General features: G+C 68.1%; 20 protein-coding genes and 1 pseudogene. 17 read left to right on the top strand and 4 right to left on the bottom strand.

The features are described from left to right. Positions 1-120 precede the first annotated feature (120 nt). From msrA to MTP10_RS02095, 9 genes and pseudogenes are all read left to right on the top strand, one after another. Complete coding sequence (gene msrA, locus MTP10_RS02135) at positions 121-783, top strand: peptide-methionine (S)-S-oxide reductase MsrA (RefSeq protein ID WP_310707220.1); 663 nt, start codon at positions 121-123, stop codon at positions 781-783. Between the two features lie 66 nt (positions 784-849). Beyond that, positions 850-1056, top strand: coding sequence for a hypothetical protein (locus tag MTP10_RS02130; protein ID WP_310707219.1), 207 nt, complete (start codon positions 850-852; stop codon positions 1054-1056). Further along, entirely contained in the window at positions 1053-1469 is a 417-nt protein-coding gene (locus MTP10_RS02125; protein ID WP_310707218.1) for a PIN domain-containing protein, read from the top strand. Before MTP10_RS02130 ends, MTP10_RS02125 begins: the two co-directional genes overlap by 4 nt. Positions 1470-1482: 13 nt before the next feature. Further along, a pseudogene (locus MTP10_RS02120) lies at positions 1483-1590 on the top strand (peptide-methionine (S)-S-oxide reductase); the annotation flags it as partial. A 30-nt stretch (positions 1591-1620) separates the two neighbouring features. Beyond that, positions 1621-2025, top strand: coding sequence for a hypothetical protein (locus MTP10_RS02115; RefSeq protein WP_310707217.1), 405 nt, complete (start codon positions 1621-1623; stop codon positions 2023-2025). A gap of 277 nt (positions 2026-2302) precedes the next feature. Further along, positions 2303-2512, top strand: a complete 210-nt coding sequence (locus tag MTP10_RS02110) for a hypothetical protein (RefSeq protein WP_310707216.1) — start codon at positions 2303-2305, stop codon at positions 2510-2512. A 46-nt stretch (positions 2513-2558) separates the two neighbouring features. After that, the gene (locus tag MTP10_RS02105) at positions 2559-2870 is read left to right on the top strand and encodes a hypothetical protein (RefSeq protein WP_310707215.1); all 312 of its coding nucleotides are present in this window, start codon (positions 2559-2561) and stop codon (positions 2868-2870) included. Continuing rightward, entirely contained in the window at positions 2846-3262 is a 417-nt protein-coding gene (locus MTP10_RS02100) for a PIN domain-containing protein (protein WP_310707214.1), read from the top strand. The genes MTP10_RS02105 and MTP10_RS02100 overlap by 25 nt, the downstream gene beginning before the upstream one ends. A 97-nt stretch (positions 3263-3359) precedes the next feature. Further along, positions 3360-4136: a hypothetical protein gene (locus MTP10_RS02095; RefSeq protein ID WP_310707213.1), complete on the top strand. Its 777-nt coding sequence runs from the start codon at positions 3360-3362 to the stop codon at positions 4134-4136. A gap of 104 nt (positions 4137-4240) precedes the next feature. Here MTP10_RS02095 and MTP10_RS02090 read toward each other — a convergent pair whose 3' ends face one another. Further along, positions 4241-5623, bottom strand: a complete 1383-nt coding sequence (locus tag MTP10_RS02090) for a cytochrome b N-terminal domain-containing protein (protein ID WP_310707212.1) — start codon at positions 5621-5623, stop codon at positions 4241-4243. Between the two features lie 165 nt (positions 5624-5788). Here MTP10_RS02090 and MTP10_RS02085 point away from each other — a divergent pair, with 165 nt between their 5' ends. Beyond that, positions 5789-6721 carry a GNAT family N-acetyltransferase gene (locus MTP10_RS02085; RefSeq protein ID WP_310707211.1) on the top strand — a complete coding sequence of 311 codons (933 nt, stop codon included), beginning with the start codon at positions 5789-5791 and terminating at the stop codon, positions 6719-6721. 110 nt (positions 6722-6831) lie between these two features. Here the strand turns inward: MTP10_RS02085 and MTP10_RS02080 are convergent, their stop codons facing one another. After that, positions 6832-7986 (bottom strand): methyltransferase, encoded by a 1155-nt coding sequence (locus MTP10_RS02080; RefSeq protein ID WP_310707210.1) that lies wholly within the window; start codon positions 7984-7986, stop codon positions 6832-6834. Between the two features lie 141 nt (positions 7987-8127). Here MTP10_RS02080 and MTP10_RS02075 point away from each other — a divergent pair, with 141 nt between their 5' ends. From MTP10_RS02075 to MTP10_RS02065, 3 genes are all read left to right on the top strand, one after another. Then, a complete protein-coding gene (locus MTP10_RS02075) occupies positions 8128-8637 on the top strand; it encodes an RNA polymerase sigma factor (protein ID WP_310707209.1) in 510 nt (169 codons plus the stop codon). Next, entirely contained in the window at positions 8609-9040 is a 432-nt protein-coding gene (locus tag MTP10_RS02070) for a hypothetical protein (protein ID WP_310707208.1), read from the top strand. The genes MTP10_RS02075 and MTP10_RS02070 overlap by 29 nt, the downstream gene beginning before the upstream one ends. 261 nt (positions 9041-9301) lie before the next feature. Beyond that, a complete protein-coding gene (locus MTP10_RS02065; protein ID WP_310707207.1) occupies positions 9302-10000 on the top strand; it encodes a DUF4097 family beta strand repeat-containing protein in 699 nt (232 codons plus the stop codon). Positions 10001-10038: 38 nt separating this feature from the next. Here the strand turns inward: MTP10_RS02065 and MTP10_RS02060 are convergent, their stop codons facing one another. Then, positions 10039-10884 (bottom strand): phosphotransferase, encoded by an 846-nt coding sequence (locus MTP10_RS02060; protein WP_310707206.1) that lies wholly within the window; start codon positions 10882-10884, stop codon positions 10039-10041. A gap of 165 nt (positions 10885-11049) precedes the next feature. Between MTP10_RS02060 and MTP10_RS02055 the strand changes: the two genes are divergently transcribed. Then, positions 11050-11625 carry a TetR/AcrR family transcriptional regulator gene (locus MTP10_RS02055; RefSeq protein ID WP_310707205.1) on the top strand — a complete coding sequence of 192 codons (576 nt, stop codon included), beginning with the start codon at positions 11050-11052 and terminating at the stop codon, positions 11623-11625. Between the two features lie 30 nt (positions 11626-11655). On the opposite strand, the gene MTP10_RS02050 is transcribed toward MTP10_RS02055, so the two are convergent. Beyond that, positions 11656-12288: a class I SAM-dependent methyltransferase gene (locus tag MTP10_RS02050; protein WP_310707204.1), complete on the bottom strand. Its 633-nt coding sequence runs from the start codon at positions 12286-12288 to the stop codon at positions 11656-11658. A 199-nt stretch (positions 12289-12487) separates the two neighbouring features. Here MTP10_RS02050 and MTP10_RS02045 point away from each other — a divergent pair, with 199 nt between their 5' ends. The 3 genes from MTP10_RS02045 to MTP10_RS02035 all read left to right on the top strand — a co-directional run bounded on the left by MTP10_RS02045 (position 12488) and on the right by MTP10_RS02035 (position 13871). Then, complete coding sequence (locus tag MTP10_RS02045) at positions 12488-12913, top strand: ribonuclease domain-containing protein (protein ID WP_310707203.1); 426 nt, start codon at positions 12488-12490, stop codon at positions 12911-12913. Then, a complete protein-coding gene (locus MTP10_RS02040; protein ID WP_310707202.1) occupies positions 12910-13275 on the top strand; it encodes a barstar family protein in 366 nt (121 codons plus the stop codon). Before MTP10_RS02045 ends, MTP10_RS02040 begins: the two co-directional genes overlap by 4 nt. A 158-nt stretch (positions 13276-13433) precedes the next feature. Then, positions 13434-13871 carry a Fur family transcriptional regulator gene (locus MTP10_RS02035; protein WP_310707201.1) on the top strand — a complete coding sequence of 146 codons (438 nt, stop codon included), beginning with the start codon at positions 13434-13436 and terminating at the stop codon, positions 13869-13871. The last annotated feature ends 24 nt before the right edge of the window (positions 13872-13895 follow it).

The following is a 13895-nucleotide window of genomic DNA, read 5'->3' as shown; positions in this document are numbered from 1 at the left end:
GTCCCCCATAGTCGCGCCTTACCACCTTTAAACACAAATGTGTATCGCTATGCGGGACTATGTAGCGACCCTTAAGCGTTAGGCGTTCTGTATCGTAGGCAGAGTCTGCGGAGGTGCACCATGGGTTGGTTGTTCGGCGGCAACAAGACGAGCATGGTCCGGCCGGAGGACGCCCTGCCGGGGCGCCCGGAGGAGACGCCGGCCCCGGCCCGGCACGCGGTCCTCGACGCCCCGATCGCCCCGCCGTACCCGGAGGGCGCGCAGGTCGCCGACTTCGGCCTGGGCTGCTTCTGGGGCGCGGAGCGCACGTTCTGGCAGACGCCCGGCGTCATCACCACGGCCGTCGGCTACCAGGGCGGCTACACGCCCAACCCGACGTATGAGGAGGTCTGCAGCGGCCGCACGGGCCACACGGAGGCCGTCAGGGTCGTGTACGACCCGTCGAAGGTGTCGTACGAGGACCTCCTGAAGGTCTTCTGGGAGGCCCACGACCCGACCCAGGGCATGCGCCAGGGCAACGACGTCGGGACGCAGTACCGCTCGGCCATCTACTACCACTCGCCGGAGCAGCGGAAGGCGGCGGAGGGGTCGCGGGAGTCGTACCAGAAGGTGCTGTCGGAGGCGGGGTACGGGGACATCACGACGGAGCTGGCCGAGGCGGGCCCGTTCTTCCTCGCGGAGGAGTATCACCAGCAGTACCTCTTCAAGAACCCCGGAGGCTACTGCGGGATCGGCGGCACCGGGGTCTCCTGCCCGGTGGGTCTGACCTCCGGCGAGGCTTGAGCACATCGCTGAGATGTTGACAAGGTGTCCCGGGCTCCTGGGAAGCCTTGTCTATACACTGATGTCATGAGCGTGATGCGCGAGGAACTTCATCACCTGGTGGACCGGCTCCCCGACGAGAAGGTCGCGCCTCTGCTGCGCTTGGTCAAAGATCAGCTCGATGAGCCGCCGGCCGTCCGCGACCTGCCATTCATTGGCATGCTGGCGGCTGAGCCGGATTTTGCCGAACGCAGCGAAGAGATCTTGAAGTCGGAGGACAATCACTGCCTGTGATCGTCCTTGACACAGGCCCACTGGTTGCGGCGCTCAACCACGAAGACAAGCACCACGACGTATGCGGACGCTTGCTGAGGACGCACCCTGGTCCATTGCTGGTCCCGTCCTCTGTCGTCGTAGAAGTCTGCCAGTTGGTCGAAAGGCGACAGGGCGGTAAGGCGGAAGCGGCTTTCTTGCGGAGTTTCGGGGCGGGACTGACGCTTGTGGATCTCATCGCGTCAGATCTGGATCGCATGAGCGCCTTGGTCGAGATGTACGCGAGCCTTCCCCTGGGCGCAGTGGACGCGTCCGTGATCGCGGTTACCGAACGGCTCAAGATCTCAGAGGTGGCCACACTTGACCGCCGTCACTTCACGGTGGTCCGGCCGAACCACACCAGCGCGCTGCTCCTTCTTCCGGAAGCGCTCTGACTTGCGACCTGAAGCGAAGCGCTACCACCAGCAGTACTTTTTCAAAAACCCGAACGGCTACTGCGGGATCGGCGGAACGGGCGTCTCCTGTCCGGTCGGCCTGACCTCTGGCGAGGCCTGAGCAGTGCTCTTACGGACGCCCCGGGAGCACTTGGAGGACGTGCGCAGGCGGCCTGGGGCGTACGGGCTGGACGGCTCGTATCGGTTGTTCACGACGTACATTGCCGGCTTCCACGCGGGCAGCGGTCACACCTTCCTCGACGGCTTCAGGGAATGGTTGGTCGTGCGCGTGGACGGCGGTGACAACCTCGTCTGGGAGGCGCTGGTGTTCATGCTGGCGTTGCCCGGCGAGAGCTTGCGCTTTTGCCGCGATCGGATGGACGACGAGCGGAACACAGTCGTTGTGAGGACTCTCTTCGACACGCTTGAAGGGTTCTTGGACGATCGTGACGGCCGGCCAGCTGGGCGGGACATGATTCGTGCTGACTACGAGCAGTGGCTCAGTCGGCAGAGCTGGAGCCGTCCTGGCCACCGCCCTTCCGGGCGCGGAGAGTAGTCACGGCGACAATCTTCCTACAGGGTCAAGCCCGCCGCGTAGCGGCGGGAACCGCACTATCTTGAGGGTCGAGAACGTCCGGCGTCTGGACTCGTCGCTGTAGAGGTCCGTCGCGCCGCGCGCGTCGGCGAACACTCGGCCGTCCTGGTACGTGATCGCTTCGACGAAGCGCTCGTAGTCCCAGGACGCCGGGCGAGGCGGTCTTCGGCGAAGATCACAGCCCCTGTACTGCCGTGCCGTTGGGGAGTTCGCCGGCCCGCAGAGCCACCTGGCCTCCATGGTGCTCCCCAGTCCCTCGGCGTTCGGAAAAATCCTGACTCCGTTGCAGGCGGAGAGATGGGATTTCCTGAACAACCAGCCGGAGGCGCTTGCGGCGTGGCGTCTCCGAAGCCCGGACGGCTACTGCGGGATCGGCGGCACCGACGTCAAGCTGGGTGACCCGTCCGAGTGGTTCTGTGCGATCGGGCTGACGATTGCAGAGGAGTAGGCTCAACATCAGAATGGATTGCTACTTCGAGTAGTAAACTAGGCGTATGAGCATGCCTGAGCGGGACTTCGGGCCGGGGGATGGTCCGGCGGCCAAGGTAAGCGTCTCCCTGCGCTCGGGGAACATCCGGGCGGTCAGGGAGCGTGTTGGAGCGCGCGGATTCTCCGCGTACGTGGATGCGGCCGTGGAACGTCAGATTGAGCGTGATCTGCTGGAGGAGGCACTGCAGGCGAACGAGGCAGCCTCGGGGCCGATCCCGCAGGCGTTTCGCGATGAGGCGGCTGAGCTGTTCCGCAGTGTGAAGTCCGCACCCGAGCTGCTGGAGGAGGACGGGTGGCGCGCGCACGAAGAAAGCTGAGTGCGGGCACCGTCGTCCTGGACTGCGAGGGGCTCGTCAAGTGGTGTGAGGCCGACCGGCGGGTGACCGCGATCGTACGGGAGGCGCAGGACAACGACTTTCGGGTCGTCGTCAGTGCGATGACGCCGATCGAGGCTCAAGACGTACGTGTGAAAACTGAACGCCTCAAGTGGTACCTGTCACGGCTGAGGGTCGAGCCGGTGACCGAGGAGATCTGTTCGCGTGCGATTGAGTTGCTGCGCGGCAGTCGGCTTCACGGCCATAAGTACGCCATCGACGCTGTCGTGGCCGCTACGGCGCTCCGTGCGATGAAACCGGTTCTCATCCTCACCTCTGACGAAGACGACATGAGCAAGCTCTGCGGGAAAACCGTCAAGATTGTCGGGCTTTGAAGGCGCTTCATTACGAGAGAGGGCATGCGCAAGGTAGGCGGCACGCCTCCCCACCCTCGTACGCACCCGTCATTCCGGATGGCCGACACTCTGGACTGTGGATGACGAGGCGGCAGAGGACGCGCGGTGTTGGCTGGCAGAAGTAGGCGTCACCCAGGTCCGGGAAGGCGTATGGGCGAGCGACGAAACATCGGGGGAAGAACCGCTCACGGCCAACGACGTGGCCCACACGTGGACAAGCGTGGCGCTGGAGGACCCTGACCTCGACGCGACCGGCCGGCTACGACTCGCCCTCGGCCTCCTGGACCTTCTCGACGACTACTGGGTGACGTGCGAGATTCGCTTCGCCGTAGTCGCTGCGCAAGATCTGCGAGCTGAACTCCTGTGGGACGCCTACCGTCGGCGGTTGGAGGCTTCGGAGTCGCCCGAGCCGGTCACCTATTCGCTGTGGGTCGACTGGTTCGAGGACCGCGGCACAGTGGAGGTCGCCTTCGCCGAAGTGCTGGGCAACGACATCGAGGAGTTGCGGACCGAGGATCGGCTGCACGCGTTGACTCAAGATCCACTGTTTCGGCGTGCCCAACGAGTTCTGGAGATCTCCGGTCCCGTGCCCTGGCCGCTCAAACACCCCGTCTACCAGGCAGTCGTGGAAGTACCGGCCCTCCATCCCGCTCTGTTCCAAGGCCTGCTCAGCAGCTACCACGACTTCCATGGCGACCTTGAGCCCCATGCGGCCCGTGCTCTCTTGCAGCGACTGGATCTCCCGCCGGGCATCGAGGGGCTCGCCCGGTTACGCGCGGTCCTTCAAGCAGGGCACCGCAACCACTACCGCGCCCCAGACGCCTGGCGGGCAGCCGACTGCGAGACCTCCTGATCCTGAGCCGGGGAGAGGTCGTCCGGGGACTTCTACCGGCGCCAGAAAGCCCTGGTGACCGTGCCCAGCACCAACCGCACACCCGGCAGCGTCTCGCCCCACCGTCATCTCCCTGAGGTGATGGCCGGCTCTCGCCGCTCCTGCCGCGCCGGCACCAGCCGTTCGTGGAATCCGCCGTCCGGGGACCGCGTGATGATCCCCGTCTCCACTCCGTGCTCGGCCACGTCGTGATCTGTCTCCTGGAGCGCGAGGCAGATCCACCGGGTGACCACGAAGGCGATGACGGGGCCGATGACCACGGCGTACCTGAAGAGGATCGTCACGGCGTCGACGGTGAGGTCGAACTGGTGGGCGATCTGGTCGTTGGCCGCGGCTGCCCACAGCAGGCCGTAGAACGTGATGCCCGCGACGGCGACGGCCGTCTTCACCGGCGTCTCATGTGGCCGGTCGAGCACGTCATGCGCGGGCGTCTCGTGAGCTGTACGGCTCCTGGTCCTGGGGCGGCCCAGCGTGTCGCGGCGGCCGCGTCGGGAGGCGAGGAAGCGCTCGGCCGTCGGGTAGGCCGCCAGGGCGGTGAAGAAGAGGCCGGGTATCACCAGGGTGGGGACGAGGACCGCGAGGCTGAGTGTGTGGTTCCCGATGGTGAGTTCCCACCCGGGCATGATGCGGAGGGCGCCGTCGAGGAACCCCATGTACCAGTCCGGCACCGAGCCCGCCGAGATCTGTGTGGGCCTGGCAGGGCCGTACAGCCAGACAGGGGCGATCTGGAACCCGAACCCGAGAATGATCAGCATGCCCGTCGTCGCGACCGCCATCGTCGGGCGTGCGCTCCGCCGCGTGGGGAGCGAGGCGGCGAACCGGGAGTGGCCGTGCCGCCGCACCAGCCGTTCCCGGGCGATCAGCAGCGCGGCCATGACGATCGGGATCAGCAGGTGCCCGGCGTACATGACCGGGATGACCCTGTCGCCGGGAAAGTCCGGGCCGAACAGCAGCGACAGCACCCAGGTCCCCACCACGGGGATGGACTGCACCACCGACACGATCAGCCACAGGCTCCCACCCGACAGCATGTCGTCAGGCAGAGCGTTGCCGGTCTCGCCCGCGGCCATGCCGAGCGCCAGCAGCGTCACCCAGATCAGCCACTGCCCGGTGCGCGGACGGCGGAAGGCGCCGGTGAGGAACATGCGCAGCAGCTGCAACACGACGGCCGCCACGAAGACGAGCGCCGCCCAGTGGTGGACCTGGCGGATGAGCAGGCCGCCGCGCACCTCCAGGCTCACATGCATGGTGGAGTCGAAGGCCTTGCTGACGAAGAGCCCCCGCAGCGGGCCGTACGAACCGTCATAGGTCACCTGGGACATGCCGGGGTCGTAGAACACCATCAGCACAGCCCCGGTCACCACCAGAACGACGAACGACCAGACGGCGATCTCCGCGAACATGAAAGACCAGTGGGAGAACTGGAACGAGCGGCGTCTGGCTGACAACGAACGCATGATGGCCCCCTAACCTTGCCTACTCATATGACGGAATCGGGCCGGCTTCTGTGACAGCGATGAGGCACCGGTGACGGTGATTCACGTCACGAGGACCAGTAGTTGGCATCGGACATTCAGCCTTGGGTGCGACAAAAGGTCCGCTAACCTCTTCAGGTGATTTCCTACCGTGCGATCGTCCCCGCGGAGCTCGACCGGGTGACCGAGTGGGTCGTGACCGAGCCCGTCGGCTGGATCGCCGCCGACCGTTACCTCGCAGAACTGGCCGAGAACATGTACCGGCCGGAGTGGACGTGGATCGCCGAGGTCGGTGACCGGGTCGTCGGACGGGCGCTGTGGTGGGGGCCGAGGGACAGCGCGTACCCGGTCGCGCTCGACTGCCTCGACGTGGATCCCGCGGTGGGTGAGCGCACCGAGGTCGCCGCCGAACTGATCAGGGCCGCGCTGGCAGTGTTCCCGCGGCCGGTGCAGTACGCGATCAAGGCGGCCGGCGGCTGGCGTGACGATCCGGCCACCTCGGCGGCCGTGGAATGGCGGCGGGCGGCAGCACACGCGGCCGGTCTCACCGGGGAGGTGGAGCGGCTGCAGTTCGAGTGGGCCCCGGCCGACGGAGTGCCCCCGGCGGCCGGGGCGCTGCGGTTCGCCGAGGCGTCCGACGAGGAGTTCCTGGCGGTGTTCACGCGAATCGCCGAGGGCAGCCTGGACTTCCATACCCGGACGAGCGTGGCGGCCAAGGGCGTGGACGCGGCCGCGCGCGAGGAGATGGACTTCTATCTCGGAGCGCCGGGCAAGCGGGAGTGGTGGCGGATCGCCTGTACGCACGAGGGCGAGGTGGCGGGCATGGCGATCCCCTCGGCGACGCCGTACAGCGTGAACGTGGGGTATCTCGGGGTGGTCCCGGAGTTCCGGGGGCGCGGATACGTGGACGAGATTCTCGCCGAGATCACCCGCATGCACGCGGCCAACGGAGAGTCGCGCATCACCGCCACCACCGACGTGGGCAACGCGCCGATGGCGGCCGCGTTCCTGCGCGCCGGATACCGGAACACGGAGATCCGGATCAACCTCTCCAACGATTTCCAGTCCTGAGGACTTGGTGCCGGGAGCGGAGCGCCGCCACCAGCAGTACAGGAACCCGAGCGGCTGCTGCGGTCTGGGCGGCAACCTCGGGAGGAGTCGTCGAGCCGATCCGTCGACAGTCAGCGCTTGACGGCGCGCAGGACGACGAACTTGGGGTCGCTCGCGGCGACCTCGCAGTTGCCGAACAGCCGGCGCAGCTTCACGTGATAGCCGAGGTGCCGGTTGGCGACCACCCAGAGTTCGCCACCGCGCCGTAGTGCCGTGCGTGACCCGTTGAACATGCGCCAAGCCGTCGCGTCGGTCCTCGCGCGGTGCGTGTGGAACGGCGGGTTGGTCAGGACCAGATCCACCGTGCCCGTCGGCACACCGGACATGCCGTCGGCCGCCAGGAACGTCGCGCCGCCGTCCACATCCGCGTTCGCCCGGAACGTCGCCTCCGCCGAAGCCAGCGCCTGGTAGGACTCGTCGATGAACGTCACCTTGGCTCTGCTGCCGGCCAGTGACGCGGCGAGTCCGATCACCCCGTTGCCGCAGCCGAGGTCCACGACATGCTCATGGCCCCCGAGCGGTGGCAGGTTCTGCAGGAAGAACCGGGTGCCGATGTCGAGGCGGTCGGCGCAGAAGGTGCCCGCGTGGTTGGTGACGGTGAGCCCTGAGACCGTTCCGATGCCGGTGGGCAGCGCGTAGCTGCGCGGCCACGGGCTGGCGCCACGGGGCAGCCGGGGGTCGGGTGAGCAGAAGATGAGGCGCGCCTTCTTCGCCGCCAGCGACGTCCTGGTCGGCCCGAGAATGCGTTCGAACAGCTGGAGCGTCGAGGTGTGGATCTCGGTGACCATTCCCGCGCCGACGACGACGGTGTCCGCGTGCACGTGCGGCGCGAGACGGTGCAGCTGATCCTCAAGGAGCGAGAGCCCCTTGGGCACCCGGATCAGCAGCACATCGATCCGGGGCGGCGGCTCGTCCATGGTCGTACAGAGCCGTACCGCGTCCGGGGGGACCTCGTTGCGAACCAGGTTCGCCCGGGTCGCCTGCTGAGTGAGGTAGGAGTCGGTGATCTGCACGGGACGATGATCGGCGAGTGCGGTGACCAACGCGCCCCAGCGGTCCCCCAGCACGACCACGGTGCCCGACAGGCAGGTGGGTCCGCCGTCGGTTCCCTCGAGATGCCGCAGCAGGTACTCGTCGGCGGCGTCCCACGCGCGTAGCTGATCACGGGGGTCCTCGGGGAAACGGGTGAGACGGAATTCGCCTCTCGACGTGCTCAAATGGTTCATCGTGCCTCAGGCTAGCGAGTCACGCGTCCGCTACGCCAACGACGACGCTCCACTCGGGTCCGTACGACCGCCCGTTGATTTGTAAGCCTTCGGTCGGTTCTCACCAAGTACGGGTGTAGATCGACGAAGGGAGCAAGGCCGGTGCGTCTCATACGGGGAAAGCTCGCCACCGACCCCGTGGCGTTCGAAGCCTTCTACCGGAGGCACATCGACGCTGTCACGCGTTTCCTGGCACGCCGGGTCGACGACCCGCACACGGTCGCCGACCTGGCGGCCGACGTGTTCCTCGCGGTGTTCGACTCGGCGCACACGTACCGCCCGGGCAAGGGCAGCGAGATCGCCTGGCTGTACGGCGTCGCGCGCAACACGCTGTCGGCCGAGCGGCGGCGGGCGCTGCGGGAGTCCCAGCTCACACATCGTGTGAGCGGGCGGCGTCCGCTGGACGGCGACGACGTGTCCCGGTTGGAAGAGCAGATAGACGCGGAACGGCCCGTTAGGGCGGCCTTCGAGGCCATGGCCGGATTACCCGACGGGGAGCGCGCTGTCCTGGAACTGGTGGTCCTGGGGCAGCTCACGCCGTCGGAGGCGGCGGTAGCGCTGGGAATCCGGCCGGGGACCGGCGGTGGCGTTGCCGCTGCTGACCGGGTCTGAGCCGGCGTACGCGGTGAGCAAGAACACCAACGGCACCATCACGGTGGAGCTCAAGGAGTTCAGGGACGCCGACCAGCTGGAGCAGGATCTCAAGGATCTGGGCGTGACCGCCGACGTCACGTACCTCAAGCCCTACACGAAGTGCCAGAACGACCGGGGCACGCTCGTCGGCGGCCGATACGACACCCCGGAGGAGTGGCGCAAGTCCGCGCACTACAAGGTCGCCAGGCCGGGGCCGAAGGGTTTCGTCATCGATCCCCGCTATGTCGGGAAGGGTCAGACGGTGGCGCTGGAGTTCACCGAGAACCCGAAGGGGCCGGTCAAGTCGCAGCTCAAGGCATCGGTGATCCAGGGCGCTGTCAAGCCGTGCGTCCCGGTGCAGGACCCGACGCAGCTCGGCTGACCAGCGGCTGTGCGAGGCCGGCGTACCCGCGGGGGCAGCCGGGATGGTCGTGGACCGTGAGGGTGTTTCATGGGTGGCCACCTGTGAAACACCCTCGCGAAACGATCCCGCTTCGGTGCGGCCGCGAAGGCAGACCCTCACCGACGCCGGGGACGTGGATCACCATCAGGCCGTTCTTGGGGCCCTGCCTCCGGTGGTCACCGGCCGCACGGGGAACCGGGCGTGATCCGTCCGGATCATCCAGAATCGACCATCATGAAGATGCAGAGAACAGCGATGGTCGCGGGCCTTCTCGGGCTCGGGGCGATGTTGGGCGGGTGCGGCGCCAGCGGTGCGCCGGCTGAGGACACCGTGTCGTACGACGTCACCGACACGGTGGCGGCGTTGCACGTCGAAGCCGATTCCGGGACCGTCGAAGTGGTCGGGTCGGATCGCCGGGGCATCCGAGTGACGGAGCGGCTGAGCTGGCTCAAGAACAAGCCGGAGACCGTCCACGAGGTTCGAGGTGACACGCTGAAGCTGACGTTCACCTGTCCCACCACGTGGGGGTGGGGCGCCTGGGGCGCGTCCTGCGACGTGAACTACCAGGTCGAGGTGCCTGCGGGACTCCGTGTCAAGGTGGGCTCCGACTCGGGGAACCTGACGCTGAGGAGCCTGTCGGGCGAGGTGGAAGCCAGCACCGACTCCGGGGCGATCGAGGCCGGCGAGCTGACGGGCAGGCGGGTCGTCACGACGACCGACTCGGGTGATGTGAGCCTGACCTTCGCCGGACGGCCCGACCAGGTCACGACCGCCACGGATTCGGGTACGACCGTGATCCATGTGCCATCGGGGCCGTACAACATCGTGGCCAGGACGGACTCCGGCCGCAAGAACATCAAGGCCGCGAGCGCCCCCTCGGCCCCGCGCACGATCGCGCTGTCCAGCGACTCCGGCGACCTGGAGGTCACGACACCCTGACGGCGCCGCGAACACGGTGTGCCGGCCTGCGCATCCGATCAGCCGGCGTGTTGCTCCAGCCAGGCGACGATGTGCCGTACGTAGCTCTCGGTGTGCGCCAGCGGCCTGCCGGCGAGTTCGAGAACCGCCACCAGGTGGTCGACGCCGAAGGTCCTGTCCCAGACCCGGGCACGGTGGTAGGTCTGGCCGTCGACGGCATGACGGAGGTTGTCCCAGCCGTGCCACGCCATGAAGGCGGCGTCGATCGCGGGATCGAACAGGTGGGCCCGATCCCAGTCCAGGACGCCGATCAGCTTGCCGTTCTCGCTCCAATGGACGTTGGACCCGACCAGATCGCCGTGGACGAGGGAGTCGGGGACCGGTTCGAGGGCCAGTGCCTCCTCCAGGCGTCTCCGGCCCTCGCCGCGCCACTTCGCCGGGAAAAGGGGGATGACCTCCTCGGCCAGGATCGACGCCCAGTTGTCGCTGCCGTGGTGCTCGCGTGGTGCGGGCAGGACGGCGCGCAGCTCCGGGGTGACGGGCAACTCGCGCACGGCCCGCAGCAGCTCGCCGATCCTGCCCGGATCGCCCTCGCCCTCCCGCAGTCCGGCGCCGTCGATCCACGACACGGCGACAGCCGCTCGATCCCCGAACATCCTCACCGGCGTCAGCGGCTCCGGGACGGCGAACGGCAGCCCGGCGGCGGCGATCAAACGCAGCGCCTGCGTACAGCGCGGCAGAGCCTCGGCCCCCGCGGGGCGCCGGCTGACGCGCACGGCCGCGACACCGGGAAGCAGGACGACGTCGTGAATGCCACCCCTGGCCAGCCGCGCCGCGTCGAGGGGAGCTCCCGGGAGGAGCGCGTCAGCTATCTCCAGCAGCTCGTCGGGTACGTGTCCACGCATACATCGGCTACTTTCTGCGGTCCGGACTCGGTGCCGCATCCTGACACCTGCGGCCATCACTCGGCCGTCGTGCCGGCGATGCGAGTTCAGGACCGATCATAGAAACTCCACCAGCGACATTTTTCCTATCGTGGACATGATCTCTAGCATTGCTATGCTACTGCCATGTCCGCCATCACCGAACGCCGCGAACGTGAACGCGCCCAACGCCATCAGCTGATCATCACGGCCGCCCGCGAGCTGGCCGAGGCCGAAGGGTGGGAGGCGGTGACAACGCGAAGGCTGGCCGAGCGCGTCGAGTACAGCCAGCCCGTGCTCTACAGCCATTTCAACGGGAAGGACGCCATCCTGCGCGCCGTCGCCATCGAAGGCTTCGGTGAACTCGCGGCGCGCCTGCGCGGTGTCCGGCTGGCCGCCCCCGAGCCGGCGCAGGCGCTGCACGCCGTCTGCCGCGCCTACCTGGAGTTCGCGACCGAGCAGCCCGCCCTCTACCAGGCCATGTTCGTCCTGCCGACCGATGTGAAGTTCGCGCACGCCGAGACGCCGCCCCCGCTGCGCGCCGCTTTCGACGAGTTCGTGAGCTGCTTCCGCTCGGACAACCCGCGACGCGAACTGTTCGCCGAAGTCACCTGGAGCGCGTTGCACGGCATGGCCGCCCTGTCGGACAGCGGCCGCATCCCCCCGAACTTCCAGACGGAGCGGCTCGACTTCCTCGTCACCCAGATCGCCGGCACGCTGTGAGGGGCGATGGGCCCGGACCGGCAGTTCGACTCAGGCCGCGGGTCTGCGGGCGGCGAAGCGCTCGATCATGCCGAGTTTGAACCGGTCGTGCCGTTCCACGGTCAGCCCCATGGCGCGGACCAGGGGCAGCGGGCGGCGGCGGAAGTGCTCGCCCTGCAACGGAACGCTCACCAGGTCGGCCGCCGCCTGCAGCACCCGGATCGGCCAGGAGGACGAGGCGACGTGGTCGGCCAGCAGCAGCAGGCCGCCCGGCCGCAGCACCCGGTGCATCTCGGCGAGCGCCCGCGACTCGTCGGGGATCGCGCACAGCGCGAACGTGCAGACGACCGTGTCGAAGAACGCGTCGGGGAACGGCAGCGCCTGCGCGTCGGCCTGCCGGAACTCCGCCGGCACGCCGAGCGACCCGGCGCGGCGTCTGGCCACCGCGAGCATCGCCTCGCTCCACTCCACGCCGGTCAGCCGTACACCGTCCGGGTAGTGCCCGAGGTTCAGGCCGGTGCCGATCGCGACCTCCAGCACCTCGCCGGAGGCCTGCCGGCAGAGCCATTCGCGGGTGTCGCCGAAGAAACGGCGCTCGGCGAACGCCATCTGCCGGTCGTAGGTCACGGCCTGGCGGTCCCAGTACGTCCGCAACCGGAGGTCCCGCTCATCGGTGTCGGCCATCGTGTCACCAGCCCTTCTCCAGGGGCCCCGAATCTACCCAGCGGGATCGGCACCTGCGCGGCGACAGCGCCGTTCGTGATCGCACGCTGATCCGCGCGAAGAGTTCACCGTACTTTTGGTGGTTCTTGCCGTTGTTCGATCCGGCACGGCGGGGATTCTGACGGTGTCGGTCCCCTCGCATTCCCCGCAAGGAGGCTTCGTGCGCACCCCGCAACCCTCCCGGCGTTTCTGGCCGGCACGGATCGCCGCCATCCTCGTCGCCATCACCTCCCTGACCGGCGTGGCCGGCGTCGCCCCCGCCGACGCGTCGGTCCACGACTCCTGCACCGTCTCCCGGTGCGCCGACGCGCGCTCGGCCGACGCGACGTGGGCGGGCAAGGGCTATCCGACCAGCGGCGGCTGGTACTCCTGGCCGGACGGGAAGTACAACTACACCGGCGGGCGCTTCTACAACCGGGAGGGCCGGCTCCCGAGCGGGGCCACCTACTACGAGTACGACGTGTACTCCCGGGCACGGGGCGCCGCGCGTGACGCGTACCGGATCGTCGTCAACCGCGGCACCGGCGTGACCTGGTTCTCGCCGAACCACTACACCGACTTCTACCGGCTCCAGGGGTTCCGATGAGATCCGTCGCAGGTCCGCTGCCGCCCTGGCTGACGGTGTCCACGAGCCCGGCGCCCGCGGTCGTCGACGGACGCGCGTGCCGGACCCGCGCCGCCTTCTTCGAGGAGGCGGCGCGGGCTCTGCGCCTGCCCGGCTACTTCGGCCGTAACTGGGACGCCCTCACCGACTGCCTGCGCGACACGGCCCGAGTCCTGATCGTGGAGCACGCCGAGGAGCTGCTCGGCGGCGAGCCGCCCGAACAGTTCGCCGTCCTGCTGGCCGTCCTGGGTGACGCCGCCGACGCCGGGCTGACCGTGACGCTGTGCACCGACCCCGACCGTGAAGCGCTGCTCCGGCAGCGGATCGCCGCCGCCCTGCCCTGAAGCGTCGCCTGACGTTTGCCGGGTCTTTGCCCATGGCCACGACACGCCCTTCCGGCTAGCGGAACCCGTAGCCGTACGGCGGTTCCACGTGCGCGGCGCCAGACTTGAAGTGTTCGTTACCTTGTATCATTCGTGTTTATGACGGTATGTTGGGCGCCATGACCGCACCCAGGACACCGACCACCGCCGAGGAGCTGCGCGGTGCAGGCCTGCGGGTGACGGCCGCCCGAGTCGCGCTGCTCGACACCGTTCGGGACGGCGATCACCTCGACGTCGAGGCGATCGCCTCCGGGGTGCGCGATCGCGTAGGCCACATCTCCCTCCAAGCCGTGTACGAGGCCCTCAACGCGCTCACCGCGGCGGGACTCGTTCGCCGCATCGAGCCGGCCGGCAGCCCTGCCCGGTTCGAGCGACGCGTCGGCGACAACCACCACCACGTGGTGTGCCGGTCGTGCGGCGCCGTCGGCGACGTCGACTGTGCGGTCGGCCATGCGCCCTGTCTGACCGCGTCCGACGACCACGGCTTCTCGATCGAGGAGGCCGAGGTCATCTACTGGGGCCTGTGCCCCCGCTGTTCCACTGCCAGCAGTTCCTGAGCACCCTGATCCGCGTAGCCCGGA

Origin of the sequence: Nonomuraea sp. 3-1Str (assembly GCF_031570565.1) — a bacterium.
Classification (GTDB): Bacteria; Actinomycetota; Actinomycetes; order Streptosporangiales; family Streptosporangiaceae; genus Nonomuraea.
The sequence above is the reverse complement of the archived record's forward strand: the minus strand, read 5'-3'. Positions and strand labels throughout refer to the sequence as shown.

Excerpts from the sequence above, each read along its gene's own strand:
- MTP10_RS02040 (WP_310707202.1), top strand. The coding sequence starts at position 12,910 with ATGAGATCCGTCGCAGGTCCGCTGCCGCCCTGGCTGACGGTGTCCACG.
- MTP10_RS02080 (WP_310707210.1), bottom strand. The coding sequence starts at position 7,986 with ATGAACCATTTGAGCACGTCGAGAGGCGAATTCCGTCTCACCCGTTTC.
- MTP10_RS02105 (WP_310707215.1), top strand. The coding sequence starts at position 2,559 with ATGAGCATGCCTGAGCGGGACTTCGGGCCGGGGGATGGTCCGGCGGCC.
- MTP10_RS02055 (WP_310707205.1), top strand. The coding sequence starts at position 11,050 with ATGTCCGCCATCACCGAACGCCGCGAACGTGAACGCGCCCAACGCCAT.
- MTP10_RS02050 (WP_310707204.1), bottom strand. The coding sequence starts at position 12,288 with ATGGCCGACACCGATGAGCGGGACCTCCGGTTGCGGACGTACTGGGAC.
- MTP10_RS02065 (WP_310707207.1), top strand. The coding sequence starts at position 9,302 with ATGCAGAGAACAGCGATGGTCGCGGGCCTTCTCGGGCTCGGGGCGATG.
- MTP10_RS02130 (WP_310707219.1), top strand. The coding sequence starts at position 850 with ATGAGCGTGATGCGCGAGGAACTTCATCACCTGGTGGACCGGCTCCCC.
- msrA (WP_310707220.1), top strand. The coding sequence starts at position 121 with ATGGGTTGGTTGTTCGGCGGCAACAAGACGAGCATGGTCCGGCCGGAG.
- MTP10_RS02060 (WP_310707206.1), bottom strand. The coding sequence starts at position 10,884 with ATGCGTGGACACGTACCCGACGAGCTGCTGGAGATAGCTGACGCGCTC.
- MTP10_RS02110 (WP_310707216.1), top strand. The coding sequence starts at position 2,303 with ATGGTGCTCCCCAGTCCCTCGGCGTTCGGAAAAATCCTGACTCCGTTG.
- MTP10_RS02035 (WP_310707201.1), top strand. The coding sequence starts at position 13,434 with ATGACCGCACCCAGGACACCGACCACCGCCGAGGAGCTGCGCGGTGCA.